The organism is Streptomonospora nanhaiensis (genome assembly GCF_013410565.1).
GTDB classification, from domain to species: domain Bacteria; phylum Actinomycetota; class Actinomycetes; order Streptosporangiales; family Streptosporangiaceae; genus Streptomonospora; species Streptomonospora nanhaiensis.
This window is the reverse complement of the sequence record NZ_JACCFO010000001.1, coordinates 4,426,575-4,439,970: the sequence shown is the minus strand read 5'-3', so window position 1 is coordinate 4,439,970 and position 13,396 is coordinate 4,426,575. Positions and strand designations below refer to the sequence as shown.

Below are 13,396 nucleotides of genomic sequence, written 5' to 3'. Positions count from 1 at the left end.
CGGGCGCGGCGGGGCGCCCTACTCGGGCGAAGCCTGCATGAGCGAGCGGGCGGCCTCGGTGACGCTGCCCGACAGCGAGGGGTAGACCGAGAAGGTGTGGGCGACCTCGTCGACGGTCAGCCGCTGCTGCACGGCCACCGACACCCCCAGGATCAGCTCGCTGGCCCGCGGCCCCACGATCACCCCGCCCATGATGATGCCGGTCTGCTGGCGGCAGATGAGCTTGACGAACCCGTCCTTGCTGTTGGTCATCTTGGCGCGCGGGTTGGTGTCCAGCGGGAGGTTGACCACGCGGGCGTCGACCCGGCCGCTGCGCACGTCCTCCTCGGTGGCGCCCACCGAGGCGAGTTCGGGGTGGGTGAACACGGTCGAGGCCACGGTCGACAGCTTCAGCGGCGACACCGCCTCGCCCAGCGCGTGCCACATCGCGATCCGCCCCTGCATGGCCGCCACCGAGGCGAGCATGTTGACGCCCGTGCAGTCGCCGGCGGCGTAGACGCCCGGCGTGGAGGTGCGCGACACCCGGTCGACCTGCACGAACCCGCCCTTGTCCAGCCGCACCCCGGCCTCCTCCAGGCCGAGGTTGGCGGTGTTGGGGATCATGCCGACCGTCATCAGGCAGTGGCTGCCCTCGACCGTGCGGCCGTCGGACAGGGTCACCACCACGCCGCTGCCGGTGTTGGTCACCGACTCGGCGCGGGTCTTGCCGAGCACGGTCATGCCCAGCCGGCGGAACACGCCCTCCAGGACCTCGGCGGCGTCGGCGTCCTGGGTGGGCATGACCCGCTCGCGCGAGGACACCAGGGTGACCTCCGAGCCCAGGCCCTGGTAGGCGTTGGCGAACTCCGCGCCGGTCACGCCCGAGCCCACCACGATCAGCTTCTCGGGCAACTCCTCCAGGTCGTAGAGGTGGCGCCAGGTAAGGATGCGTTCGCCGTCGGGCCGGGCCGAGGGCAGCTCGCGGGGGTGCGCGCCGGTGGCCACCAGGACCACGTCGGCGCGGATGCGCTGGTCGCCCACCGCCACGATGCTGGGGTCGACCAGGCGGGCCTCGCCCGGGATGATCTCGACGCCCTCCTTGAGCACCCGGTTGGCGGTGTCGTCGGACTGCGCCTGGGCCAGCCGCTTGACGCGCTCGTTGACCTTGCGCAGGTCGACGGTGACGTCGGGCCGGCCGTCGGCCGTGGGGATCTCGATGCCCAGCCGGGCGGACTCGCGGACGTAGGTGGAGCGCACGGAGGTCGCGATGAGGGTCTTGGACGGCACGCAGTCGGTGAGGACGCAGGCACCGCCGATCCCGTCGCGGTCCACCACGGTCACGTCCGCGCCCAGTTGCGCGGCCACGAGTGCGGCCTCGTAGCCGCCGGGTCCGCCACCGATGATCACGACCTTGGTCACGTCTGCTTCACTCCCTCTGGCGGCCGACCGCCGTGCGCGCGCGCCTCGTGGGCGCCGCCCCGCGTTCTCTCACATCTGCCGTCTACCCATTGTCCGCCATGCCGAGCGGCGGGAAACGCAACGGGGGGCGGGGGAGGTCGGCTTAGCATGCTGCGGTGTCCATCTATGCCGCATATGGCACCAACCTGGATCCGGAGTACATGGCGGAGCACGCGCCGCGCTCGCCGCTGTGGGCGACCGGCTGGCTGGAGGGGTGGCGGCTGACGTTCGGCGGGGGCCCGGGGCCCTGGGGCGGGGCGCTGGCCACCATCGTCGAGGACTCCTCGGCCAGCGTGTTCGTGGCGCTCTACGACGTCGCCGAATGCGACGAAGCGCACGTCGACGGGTGCGCGGGCACAGCCTTCGGGCTGTACTCAAGGCTGCGGGTGCGCGCGGCCACGCTGCTGGAGGGCGAGGTCGCGGCCTGGACCCACGTGCTCAACGACTACGAGGGCGGGCTGCCCTCGGCGCTGTACCTGGGCCTGCTGGCCGACGCCGCCGAGAAGGCGGGCGCGCCGCCGTTCTACGTCGAGGCGCTGCGGGCGCGGCCGTGCGACCCGGCCGATCGCTGAGCGCGCCCGCGCCGCCGCGCCCGCGCGCCGCCGGTATTCGGCGGCCCGTGCGGTATTCCTGGTGGGAACCTGACCCCTACTGGGGTTTCGGGCGAATTCGAACACGCTGCGTTGCGTTCCGGAACTGAGCGGTTACACACAGGTACGCTCCTGAGATGTGAGCGAATCCACGCAAGTGCGCCCAACGACGGGGACCGCCCAGGCGAAGCGGCTGGCCGCCCAGGCCGCCGACGAACTGAAGGCCCGCACCGGGGCCGACTCCTACGACGCCATGGTGATCCTCGGCTCGGGCTGGGCCGGGGCGGCCGACACCCTGGGCGTGGCAGACATCGAACTGGACATGACCGAGCTTCCGGGGTTCGTCGCGCCGACCGCCTTGGGGCACCAGACCAAGGTCCGCAGCACGTGGGTCGACAGCAAGCGCGTCGTGGTCTTCTGCGGCCGCACCCACCTCTACGAGGAGCACGACCCCATGCGCATCGCGCACGCGGTGCGCACCGGGATCGCGGCGGGCGCCTCGACCGTGGTGCTCACCGGCGCCGCCGGGTCGCTGCGCGCCGACTTCGCGGTGGGCCAGCCCATCGTGCTGCGCGACCACATCAACCTGACCGCCACCTCGCCGCTGGCCGGGCCCGACTTCGTGGACCTGACCGCCGCCTACAGCCCGCGGCTGCGCCGGATCGTCGCCGACGTCGACCCGAGCCTGGCCGAGGGGGTCTACGCCTCGCTGCTGGGGCCGCAGTTCCAGACCCCGGCCGAACTGGGCATGCTGCGCAACGCCGGAGCCGACCTGGTGGGGCGCTCGTTCGCGCTGGAGACCATCGCGGCCGTGGAGATGGGCGCCGAGGTGCTGGGGGTGGCGGTGGTCAGCAACGACGCCGTGGGGGCGGTGTTCGAGCCCTTCGACACCCTGCGGGCGCTGGACGTCATCCAGCAGCGCGCCCAGCGGCTCGGGTCCCTGCTCAACGCCACCCTCGCGCTGGCGTGAGGCGGCGGGGATCGGCGCGGCCCCGCGCGGCCGCGTTGCGCGAAGCGCGCGGAGCGCACGGAACGCGCGGTGCGCCCGGCGGCCCCATCCGCGTAAGGGCCGCCGGGCGCACCGGCGTCTGCGGGACCGCGCGGTGTCCGCGGGTCGTCGGGCGCCCGCGTGGCGAGCGGCCTCCCGAGGCGCAGGAGGAGGCGCCCGAAGCGCCGCGGCCTGCGCGGTCCCCGGTACGGCGCGGGCACGGGTCCCCGCAGACCCGGTGGCGAGCCCTCGCCGCACCGTCACCTTCTCGGTGGTGCGTCGCGCCGGGTGGCGCGCGGCCCGGCGGTCCCCGTGACCGGCGGTCCGCGCGGGGCACGGGTGGCGATCCGTGCCGCGGCGCGCCGCTATTCAGTTGGGTGACCCATGCCGCGGGGCCGTGTGGCACGAAGGCGGGCCGGTGATCCGCGTGTCCGCCGGCCGGCCTCGCACCGCCCATTAGGCATGCCTTACCTAACCAGGTATCCGCGCGGCGGTCAACCCCCCGGCCCGGCCGGCCTCACCCCAGGACGAGCACGGCCAGCAGCAGCACCAGCGGGATCCCCAGCGCCGCGAGCGCGTCCGGCGCCCACACGGTGACCGGCCGCGCCTCCGCGGACCCGCCGCCGGAGGCGGGCGCGGGCGCAGCCTTGCGCCGCTCGGCCTCCTGGCGCAACCGCCGCGCGGCGAGGTCCACCGGCCGCATCGCGCGGGGGTCCTGCCCGGCGTCGTCGTCGGGCACCGGGCCGCCGTCGCGCGCCCGCAGCAGGTTCTCGCGCACCCGCGAGCGCCGGGTCTCGCGCAGCGGCCAGGAGCGGAACACCGCCTCGCCCGCGTGCACGCGCAGCACGTCGGTGACATCGGCCCAGGTGAACGCCGACCACGGCACGAACGTGTCGCGCAGCGGGTTGACCAGCCGCACGCCCTCGTCGGTGGGCACCACGCGCGGGCGCAGCCACAGCGTGTAGGCGCCGCCGGCGGTGACCAGCAGGACCGCACCGGCGATGAGGCTGGAGCGGCCGCTGCCGTTGAGGACGAGGTCGGCCATCAGCAGCACCACCACGCCGATCCACACCCAGCCCAGCACGCGCGGCATCGGCGCGGTCAGCGGTCTCACCGCGCCGCCCACTTCAGCTGCGCGAACCCGGGCTTGATGCGGCCGTTGATCAGCGCCAGCCGCTCGTCGAAGGGCAGGAACGACGACTTCATCGCGTTGACGGTGAACCACTGGAGGTCGTCCCAGTCATAGCCGAACGCCGACGACAGCTTGGCGAACTCCTCCGACAGGCTGGTGCCCGACTGGAGCCGGTTGTCGGTGTTGACCGTGACCCGGAAGCGCAGGTCGCGCAGCAGCCCGATGGGGTGCTCGGCGATCGAGACCGCCGCGCCGGTCTGCACGTTGGAGCTGGGGCACATCTCCAGCGGCACCCGGGTGTCGCGGACGTAGCGCGCCAGGCGGCCCATGCGGACCTCGCCGCCCTCGGCGAACTCGATGTCGTCCACGATGCGCACCCCGTGGCCCAGCCGGTCGGCGCCGCACCACTGCACGGCCTCCCAGATCGAGGGCAGCCCGAACGCCTCGCCGGCGTGGATGGTGAAGTGGGCGTTCTCCCGGCGCAGGTACTCGAAGGCGTCCAGGTGGCGGGTGGGCGGGTGCCCCGCCTCGGCGCCGGCGATGTCGAACCCCACCACGCCCACGTCGCGGTAGCGCACCGCCAGCTCGGCGATCTCGCGGGAGCGGGCCGCGTGCCGCATCGCGGTCAGCAGCGTGCCCACCCGGATGGAGCGGCCCTGCTCGGCGGCGCGCTCCCGGCCGACCCGGAAGCCCTCCAGGACCGCCTCGACCACCTCGTCCAGGTTCAGCCCGCCCTCCAGGTGCTGCTCGGGGGCGTAGCGGACCTCGGCGTAGACGACCCCGTCGGCGGCGAGGTCCTCGGCGCACTCGGCCGCCACCCGCACCAGCGCCTCGCGCGTCTGCATCACCGCCACCGTGTGGGTGAAGGTCTCCAGGTAGCGCTCCAGCGCGCCGGAGTCGGCGGCGTCGCGGAACCAGGCGCCCAGCTCGGCGGGATCGGTGGCGGGCAGGCCGGTGTAGCCGACCGCCTCGGCCAGCTCCACGACGGTGGCCGGCCGCAGCCCGCCGTCGAGGTGGTCGTGCAGCAGGACCTTGGGGGCGCGCCGGATCTGTTCGAGTGTCAACGGGTGGCTCATGTTCCTCAGCATGCCACCACCCCTCCCCCGCCGCGCCACCCCGCGGCCACCCCCGTGAGCTGGGGCGGCCCCGCCGGGAGCGGCGAGGCTCAGGCCAGCGCGGCGTCCTGCACGGGGTCGCCGCCGGCCGAGCGCGCGCCCTCCCACAGCGCCGTCAGCGCGGTGGCCGCCATGAGCTGCACGCCCACGCCGATCGCCCGCTCGTCGACGTCGAACGTGCCGCGGTGCAGGTCGAGCATTGGCGCGCTGGAGCGCGGGGAGTGCGTGCCCAGGCGGGCCAGCGCCCCGGGCACGTGCTCCAGGTACCAGGCGAAGTCCTCGCCGCCCAGGCTCTGGGGGGTGGCGGCGACGGACTCCGGGCCCAGCACCTGGGTGCAGGCGTCCTGGAGCATGCGCACGCTGGTGGCCTCGTTGACGGTGGGCGGCACCCCGCGCCGGTAGTCGACCTCGGCCTCGGCGCCGTAGGGGGCCACGGCGGCGCGCACGAGATCGGTGATGAGTTCGGGGGCGGCGTGCCAGGCGCTGTCGTCCAGGCAGCGCACCGTGCCCTCGGCCACGCCGTCGTCGGGGATGGCGTTGGCCGCCGAGCCCGCGCTGACCCGCCCCCACACCAGGCTGAACCCGGCACGGGGGTCGACCCGCCGCGACAGCGCCGCGGGCAGCTCGGTGACGACCTTGCCCAGGGCGTAGACGAGGTCGGCGGTCAGGTGGGGGCGGGCGGTGTGGCCGCCCGGGCCCGACAGCCGCACCAGCACCTGGTCGCAGGCGGCGGTGATGGCGCCGGTGCGCAGCCCCACCTGGCCGGTGACCAGGCGGGGGTCGCAGTGCAGCGCGAAGACGCGGTCGACGCCGTCGATCCCGCCGGCCTCGATCACCTCGCGGGCGCCGCCGGGCAGCTCCTCGGCGGGCTGGAACAGCAGCCGCACCCGGCCCGGCAGCGCGCCGGCGCGGGCCTGCTGGGCCAGGAACAGCCCGGTGGCCAGCAGCACGGTGGTGTGGACGTCGTGGCCGCAGGCGTGGGCGGCGCCGGGCACGGTCGAGCGGTAGGGCACGTCCTTCTCGTCGCTGAGCGGCAGCGCGTCGATGTCGGCGCGCAGCGCGACGGTGGGGCCCTCACCGGAGCCGATGTCGCAGACCAGCCCGGTGGTGTGCGGGAGCGGGCGCGGCGCGAGCCCCGCACCGCGCAGCCGCTCGATGAGCCGCTGGGTGGTGCGGTGCTCGGCGAACGCGAGTTCAGGGTGCATGTGCAGATCCCGCCGGAACTCGGTGAATTCGCGCTCGTGGCGCGCCAGAAACGCGTTCAACTGCTCCCGCAGGTCACGCCCCTGCATGGGATGGCCCCCTGTTCCTCGTCGCATTGTCGGTGCCGGTGTCGCCGCGGCCCGGCCGCGTGCCGTTGGAGCCGCCGGGTGCGGCCGGACCCGCCGGGAGCCCGCCCTCGCGGAACTCCGCCACCAGCAGGTCCACGACGTCGTTCAGGGTGCCGCCGTCGGCGATGACGGCACGTTGACGCTCGTAGGACGCGCCCTTGTCCAGGATCTCGGCGGCGACGTCGAGGTCCTCGGCGCACCCCAGCCGCGCGGCCACGGGTCTCAGTTCGCGCAGCAGTTCGTAGAGGTCGTCGCGCAGCGGGACGGTGCTCCCCCGGTCGTCGGTGATGACGCGGGCGTCCAGGCCGTAGCGGGTGGCGCGCCACTTGTTGTCGTTGACCACCCAGCTGGGGGGGCTGGGCAGCCCGTAGCCGCGGTCGAGCTGCTGGTCGAACAGCCGCACCAGGCTCTGGGAGAGCGCCGCCGCCATACCGACCTCGCGCAGCGTGGGGATGCCGTCGAACATCCGGATCTCGACGGTACCGAAGTCGGGATGGGGCCGGACGTCCCACCAGACTTCCTTGATACTCGATATGGTCCCGGCGCGGAGCAGGGTTTCCATATATTCCTCGAAGGCGCTCCAGTGCGGCAGGTGCGGCGGCGGCCCCGCGGTGGGCAGCGCGCCGAACACGATGGAGCGGCTGGAGGCCAGCCCGGTGTCGTGCCCGCTCCAGAACGGGCTGGAGGCGGTCAGCGCCAGGAAGTGCGGCAGGTAGTTGGCCAGCGCGTTGAGGATGGGGATCGCCTTGTCGCGCGAGCGCACGCCCACGTGCACGTGGACCCCGAAGGTGAGGATGCGCCGCGCCAGCCACTGCATCTCGTCGATCAGCTCGCCGTAGCGCTGCACCGGCGACAGGGTCTGGTCGCGCCAGTCGTCCAGCGGGTGGGTGCCAGTGCACATCAGCGCGGTCCCGCGCGGCCCGAGCACCTCGGTGAGGCGGCCGATGCTGGCCGCCAGGTCGGTCTTGGCCTCCTCGACGGTCTCGCAGATGCCGGTGACCACCTCGACCGTGCACTGCATCAGCTCGTGGCGCAGCGGCGGGTTGTCGCCGGTCTCACTGAGGTCGGGCAGCTCGCCCAGGACCTGCTGGGCCTCCTGGCGCAGGTGGCGGGTGTGCAGGTCGACGAGCTGCAGCTCCCACTCCACTCCCAGGGTCGCGCGTTCCGACGCGTTGAATTCGATGGCCACGGTCAACCTCCGCGCAGTCGTGGGGCCGGTGCGCTCACCGACATCGATCGCACCCTAGGCGAGGCGGTGACCGCTCCGTCAGACAGGTGCATAACCGGATTCCGTTCGGTCGGAGGTAGGGAGATCCCGAGGGGGGCCGCGACCGCGGCCGGGCTGCCGAGGGGGATGTCCGCCGCGCCGCGGCGGACCGCGCGCGGGCGGGCGGCCCGCGCCTCCACCGGGGAGGACGGGGCGGCGGCGCGGGGCCGGCGGCGACCCGGGTCCGGACCCGCGGAAGCGCACCGGGCGGTCAAGCGGCGGAGCCGGTCCCCGATGCGCCGGGAGGGCCGCGCGGGCCCTCCGTGCCTCAAGATCACGCTACACAACAACCGCTGCCTCTACCCTGAAGTAACCGATACGTGATCTCTGTGCCGGTACCCGTTTCCGAACCGACAGACGCACCCGTGCCCGCGGCACCGGTTGTCGCGCCGGCGACGGCGCGGGTCACCGGGGCCGCCGCCCCGGTCAGCCGGCCGCGCGGGCGGCGCCCGGGGCGCGGCGGGCGCGGCGGCGCCGGACGAGCCAGGCGCCCAGCGCGGCGGCGGCCAGCCCGCCCGCCGCGGCCCCCGCCGCGCGGCCCAGGGCACCCCGGCCCGGCCACCGCGGCCGGGCGCGCGCCGGGCCGCCGGGCGCCCGCTCGGGGCCGGGGCGGGCGGGCAGCGCGGCGGCGCCGCCGGCGAGGTCCTGGCGCACGGCCTGGCGGGTGGGCTCCTCCCGCGCCAGGCCGATGGGCAGGTCCACGGGCACCGCCCCCTGGTAGGGCGGGGGCACCGGCAGCCAGGTGGCGGTCCAGGCGGCGCACAGCAGCACCATGCGCATGACCAGGTTGATCCACACCAGCAGCCCGACCACCACCGCGAACGACGCGTAGACGGGGTTGCTCAGGGTGCCGCCCAGCAGCAGCGCGCCGCCGGCCTTGAGGATCTCGAACCCGGCGGCGGCCAGCAGCGCGCCGGGCCACAGCAGCCGCAGCGGGCGGCGGGTGCCCGACAGCCGCGAGAACACCACCACGAAGATCACCGTGTCCACGGCGATGGCGATGACCAGGGCGAGGACGCGGGTGGCGGCCAGCGCCACGACCGACTCGGCCAGGCCCACCCAGCCCAGCAGCCAGTGCGTGGCGGCCTGGGCCACGCTGGTCAGCGCCACCGAGCCCAGCAGGCAGGCGCCCAGCACGGCCATGACCAGGACGTCGGCCGCCTTGGCCAGCACCACGCCGGGGCCGCCGGTTACGTCCTTGAGCCAGACGCGGTGCAGCGCCTCGCGGACCGCGCCCAGGGCGCCCACCCCGGCGTAGAGCAGCCCCAGCAGGCCGACGACGCCCGCGCCGGTTCGGGCCGCGGCGATCTCGGCGACCGGCAGGCCCTCCGACAGGCCGGGCAGGGACTCCGCCAGCGCCCGCTCCAGGTGGTCGCGGGCGGCGGGCTCGACGGCGGCGGCGTAGCCCACGGCGGCGTAGGCCAGGGCCAGCAGCGGGAAGAACGACAGGAAGGCGTAGTAGGTCACCGCTGCGGCCAGCCGGTCGCCCTGGACGTCGGCGTAGCGCTCGTAGGCGCGCACCGCGTGGTCGGCGACCGGGCGCCGGCGCCGAACCGCCCAGTAGGTCTCCATCGCCAGGTTGCGGTAGTGCCGCACCCGGTCCATCAGCGCCGTCCTCGCGGAGGCCATCACCGCCCGCGCCCTCCCCTCGCCGCCCGGCCGCCCCGCGTCCCTGGACGGGCCGGCCGCGCCGGGGTCCTACCCGGCGGCGCGGCGGTGTCACCTCGCCCGCACCGCGCCGGGCGGCGGGCCGGGGAGCCCGCCGGGCACACCGAGCGGAAACGGACAGCAAAGCCCGGCTTTACCGATCAACTGCATTCAATACCGGTCCAATACAGTCACCTGTCCCCATGTCCTAGACTCGACCTGTGCGAACTCGACAGGTTTACCGATCGATTGGCCGACTCGCCGACGGGCGGGAGATCATCTACTACGACGAGTCCCCCGGCACCGGCCGCGCCGAGGTCGCCGACCGCCGCCCCCTCCAGCCCTTCGCGCCGGGCTCGCAACTGCGCCACGACCCCCTGCTCGACGAGTGGGTCGCCCTGGCCGCGCACCGCCAGGACCGCACGTTCCTGCCCCCGCCCGACCAGTGCCCGCTGGACCCCACCTCCGGCGACCGCCTGAGCGAGATCCCCGCGCCCGACTACGACGTCGTCGTCTTCGAGAACCGCTTCCCCTCCCTGGCGCCCTCGCCCGGCCCGCTCGTCGCCGCCGACGGCGGCGACGACCCCGCGCTGGTCACCCGGCCCGGCGCCGGCCGCTGCGAGGTCGTCTGCTTCACCTCCGACCACACCGGCTCCTTCGCCGACCTCTCGCCCGAGCGGGCCCGCACCGTCATCGACGTCTGGGCCGACCGCACCGAGGTACTGGCCGCCCGCGCCGACGTCGCCCACGTCTACCCCTTCGAGAACCGGGGCGTGGAGATCGGCGTCACCCTCCAGCACCCCCACGGCCAGATCTACGCCTACCCGTTCGTGCCGCCGCGCATCGAGCGCATGACCGCCACCGCCCGCGCGCACCGGGCCGCGGCCGGCACCAACCTGTTCGACGACGTCGTGGCCGCCGAGCGCGCGGCCGGCACCCGCGTGGTCGTCCAGGGCGAGCACTGGGTGGGCTACGTCCCGGCCGCCGCCCGCTGGCCCTACGAGGTCCGGCTGTTCCCGCTGCGGCGGGTGCCCCTGCTGACCGCCCTCTCCGACACCGAGCGCGACGACCTCGCCCTCGTCTACCTCGACCTGCTGCGCGCCTTCGACAACCTCTTCCGCGACGGCGACCCCGCCGCGCCGCCCACGCCCTACATCGCCGCCTGGCACCAGGCGCCCGTCGGCGCCGACGGCGCCCCCGACCCCGAGTTCGGCCTGCACCTCCAGCTGTTCACGCTGCGCCGCGCCCCTGGGAAACTGAAGTACCTCGCCGGTTCGGAGTCGGGCATGGCGGCGTGGATCAACGACGTCGCACCCGAGGCCGCGGCCGAGCGCATCCGCGCCGCGCTGCCCTCGAACCCCGCGCACCCCGGCACCGCCCCCGGCGATCCCGCGAACCGACAACCAGCCACCCGCCCAAGCGAGAAGGAGCAGCCGTGAGAGTCCTGGTCACGGGAGGCGCCGGATACATCGGCAGCGTGGTCGCCGCGCAGCTCGTCGAAGCCGGCCACGACGTCGTCGTCCTCGACGACCTGTCCACCGGCCACGCCGACGCCGTGCCCAAGGGCGCCCGGCTGGTCGAGGGCGGCATCCGCGAGCACGCCCAGGCGGTCATGGCCGAGCAGGGCACCGAGGCCGTGCTGCACTTCGCGGCCCGCTCCGTGGTGCCGGAGTCGGTGGCCCACCCCGACCGCTACTGGGACGGCAACGTCGGCTGCTCCCTGGCGCTCCTGGAGGCCATGCGGGTGTGCGGGGTGGGGCGCATCGTGTTCTCCTCCACCGCCGCCGTCTACGGCGAGCCCGAGACCGTGCCCATCCCCGAGGACGCCCCGGTGCGCCCGGGCAACCCCTACGGCGCCACCAAGGCCGCCATCGACGCCGCCCTCACCGAGCACGCGCGCATGCACGGCATCGGCGCGGTGAGCCTGCGCTACTTCAACGTCGCCGGCGCCTACGCCGGGCTGGGCGAGCGCCACACCACCGAGACCCACCTCATCCCGATCGTGCTCCAGGTGGCCCAGGGCCGCCGGGAGTCGGTGTCGGTCTACGGCTCCGACTACCCCACGCCCGACGGCACCTGCGTGCGCGACTACATCCACGTCGCCGACCTCGCCGAGGCCCACCTGCTGGCGCTGGACCACTGCCGCCCGGGCGAGCACCGGGTCTTCAACCTCGGCAACGGCACCGGGTTCTCGGTCCGCGAGGTCATCGAGGTGTGCCGCGAGGTCACCGGCCACCCCATCCCGGTCGCGGCGGCCGGCCGCCGCGCGGGCGACCCCGCCGCCCTGGTGGCCTCCAGCGAGCGCGCCCGCGCCGAACTGGGGTGGGTCCCGCGCCGCCCCGGGCTGCGCGAGATCGTCTCCGACGCCTGGACCTTCCACACCGCCCACCCCGGCCCGGCCGCCGGGGCGGGCGGCCGCGCCTAGCGCGGACCCACCGGCCACCTTCAGCGGGCGCCGGGCACCGGGCGCCCACAGGTCCGGCCCCGCCGGCACCCGCCGACCAGCGAGGAGCGTACAAGCGTGTTCGACCGACTTCTCGCGCCGTTCCGGCGCGCATCGGCCTCCGCCCCGGCGGGGCGGACCGGCGACTCACCGTCGGCACGGCCGGAGGCCCCCGCCGACGGCACCGGCGCGGCCGGCGCACCGGCCGCCGCGGTGGAGCCCCGCACGGTCGCCCCCGACCGCCTCGCCGAGGCGTTCGCCGAGGCGCACGGCGCACCGCCCGCCGGCGTGTGGCACGCGCCGGGCCGGGTCAACCTCATGGGCGAGCACACCGACTACAACGACGGCCTGGTGCTGCCCATGGCCCTGCCCTGGGGCGTCATGCTGGCGCTGACCCCCACCGACGACGGCGCCGTGGAGGTCCGCAGCGCCCAGCGCCCCGGCGAGGACGTCCGCTTCACCACCGCCGACCTCGACGCGCGGTCCCCGGTCACCGGGTGGGCCTCTTACGTGGCCGGGGTGTTCTGGGCCGCCCGCGAGGCCGGCCACCTGCCGCCCGGGGCGGGCGCGCGCATCGTGCTCGACTCCGACCTGCCCATCGGCGCCGCGCTGTCGTCCTCGGCCGCCCTGGAGTGCGCGGTGCTGCTGGCCCTGGCCGACGCCCACGGGCTCGACCTGGCCGCCGACCGCCCGGCCATGGCCGCCATCGCCCGCCGCGCCGAGAACGCCTACGTGGGCGCGCCCACCGGGATCCTGGACCAGAGCGCGTCGCTGCGCTGCACCGAGGGCCACGCCCTCTTCCTCGACTGCCGCACCGGCCTGGGCAGCAACGTCCCCTTCGGGCTGAAGGAGTCGGGGCTGCGGCTGCTCATCATGGACACCAAGGTCGAGCACCAGCTCAAGGACTCCACCAGCGGCTACGCCGTCCGCCGCGACGAGTGCGAGCGCGCCGCCGCCGCGCTGGGGGTGCCCGCGCTGCGCGACGTCGAGGACCTCAACACCGCCCTGCCCCGGCTGGACGACCCCGTCCTGGCCGACCGGGTGCGCCACGTCGTCACCGAGATCCACCGGGTCAACGCCGCCGTGGGCCTCATGCGCGCCGGCGCCGTGGGCGACATCGGCGCCCTGTTCACCGCCTCCCACCTGTCCATGCGCGACCAGTTCGAGATCTCCACCCCCGAACTGGACCTCGCCGTGGAGACCGCCGTGGCCGCCGGCGCCCGGGGCGCCCGCATGACCGGCGGCGGGTTCGGCGGCAGCGCCATCGCCCTGGTGCCGGACGACCGCCTGGCCGAGGTCGAGCGCGCCGTGGCCGACGCGTTCGCCGCGCGCGGCTGGACCCTGCCCGACCAGCGCGTCGCCCTGCCCTCGCCGGGCGCCCGCCGGCTGCGCTGACACCCCGCAGCACAAGGGGCGGGTCGCCCGCGGGCGGCCCGCCCCGCCGTG

At 75.2% G+C, this 13,396-nt stretch carries 11 protein-coding genes; 5 read left to right on the top strand and 6 right to left on the bottom strand.

What is annotated here, in order from left to right:
* Window positions 1–18: 18 nt before the first annotated feature.
* A complete protein-coding gene (locus HNR12_RS19630) occupies window positions 19–1,398 on the bottom strand; it encodes an NAD(P)H-quinone dehydrogenase (protein WP_179768975.1) in 1,380 nt (459 codons plus the stop codon).
* 155 nt (window positions 1,399–1,553) lie between these two features.
* Between HNR12_RS19630 and HNR12_RS19625 the strand changes: the two genes are divergently transcribed.
* Entirely contained in the window at window positions 1,554–2,009 is a 456-nt protein-coding gene (locus tag HNR12_RS19625) for a gamma-glutamylcyclotransferase (RefSeq protein WP_179768974.1), read from the top strand.
* A 157-nt stretch (window positions 2,010–2,166) separates the two neighbouring features.
* Entirely contained in the window at window positions 2,167–2,997 is an 831-nt protein-coding gene (locus HNR12_RS19620) for a purine-nucleoside phosphorylase (protein WP_179768973.1), read from the top strand.
* A gap of 535 nt (window positions 2,998–3,532) precedes the next feature.
* On the opposite strand, the gene HNR12_RS19615 is transcribed toward HNR12_RS19620, so the two are convergent.
* The 5 genes from HNR12_RS19615 to HNR12_RS19595 all read right to left on the bottom strand — a co-directional run bounded on the left by HNR12_RS19615 (window position 3,533) and on the right by HNR12_RS19595 (window position 9,489).
* Window positions 3,533–4,129, bottom strand: coding sequence for a PH domain-containing protein (locus HNR12_RS19615; protein WP_308251396.1), 597 nt, complete (start codon window positions 4,127–4,129; stop codon window positions 3,533–3,535).
* Window positions 4,126–5,223, bottom strand: a complete 1,098-nt coding sequence (locus HNR12_RS19610; RefSeq protein WP_179768972.1) for an adenosine deaminase — start codon at window positions 5,221–5,223, stop codon at window positions 4,126–4,128. The genes HNR12_RS19615 and HNR12_RS19610 overlap by 4 nt, the downstream gene beginning before the upstream one ends.
* Before the next feature lie 89 nt (window positions 5,224–5,312).
* Window positions 5,313–6,554 (bottom strand): M20 family metallopeptidase, encoded by a 1,242-nt coding sequence (locus HNR12_RS19605; RefSeq protein ID WP_179768971.1) that lies wholly within the window; start codon window positions 6,552–6,554, stop codon window positions 5,313–5,315.
* A complete protein-coding gene (locus tag HNR12_RS19600; RefSeq protein WP_179768970.1) occupies window positions 6,541–7,782 on the bottom strand; it encodes a glutamate--cysteine ligase in 1,242 nt (413 codons plus the stop codon). The genes HNR12_RS19605 and HNR12_RS19600 overlap by 14 nt, the downstream gene beginning before the upstream one ends.
* Before the next feature lie 504 nt (window positions 7,783–8,286).
* Window positions 8,287–9,489, bottom strand: coding sequence for a YihY/virulence factor BrkB family protein (locus HNR12_RS19595; protein WP_179768969.1), 1,203 nt, complete (start codon window positions 9,487–9,489; stop codon window positions 8,287–8,289).
* Window positions 9,490–9,728: 239 nt separating this feature from the next.
* Between HNR12_RS19595 and galT the strand changes: the two genes are divergently transcribed.
* The 3 genes from galT (at window position 9,729) to galK (ending at window position 13,345) form a co-directional block, all read left to right on the top strand.
* On the top strand, window positions 9,729–10,946 hold the full coding sequence (gene galT, locus HNR12_RS19590) for a galactose-1-phosphate uridylyltransferase (protein WP_179768968.1): 1,218 nt from the start codon (window positions 9,729–9,731) through the stop codon (window positions 10,944–10,946).
* Complete coding sequence (gene galE / locus HNR12_RS19585) at window positions 10,943–11,932, top strand: UDP-glucose 4-epimerase GalE (protein WP_179768967.1); 990 nt, start codon at window positions 10,943–10,945, stop codon at window positions 11,930–11,932. The genes galT and galE overlap by 4 nt, the downstream gene beginning before the upstream one ends.
* A 96-nt stretch (window positions 11,933–12,028) precedes the next feature.
* Window positions 12,029–13,345 carry a galactokinase gene (galK, locus tag HNR12_RS19580; RefSeq protein WP_308251392.1) on the top strand — a complete coding sequence of 439 codons (1,317 nt, stop codon included), beginning with the start codon at window positions 12,029–12,031 and terminating at the stop codon, window positions 13,343–13,345.
* Window positions 13,346–13,396 lie beyond the last annotated feature (51 nt).

What these genes read in the sequence shown, in the direction of transcription:
- HNR12_RS19610 (WP_179768972.1), bottom strand. Translation starts at nt 5,223, where the DNA reads ATGAGCCACCCGTTGACACTCGAACAGATCCGGCGCGCCCCCAAGGTC.
- HNR12_RS19605 (WP_179768971.1), bottom strand. Translation starts at nt 6,554, where the DNA reads ATGCAGGGGCGTGACCTGCGGGAGCAGTTGAACGCGTTTCTGGCGCGC.
- HNR12_RS19595 (WP_179768969.1), bottom strand. Translation starts at nt 9,489, where the DNA reads ATGGCCTCCGCGAGGACGGCGCTGATGGACCGGGTGCGGCACTACCGC.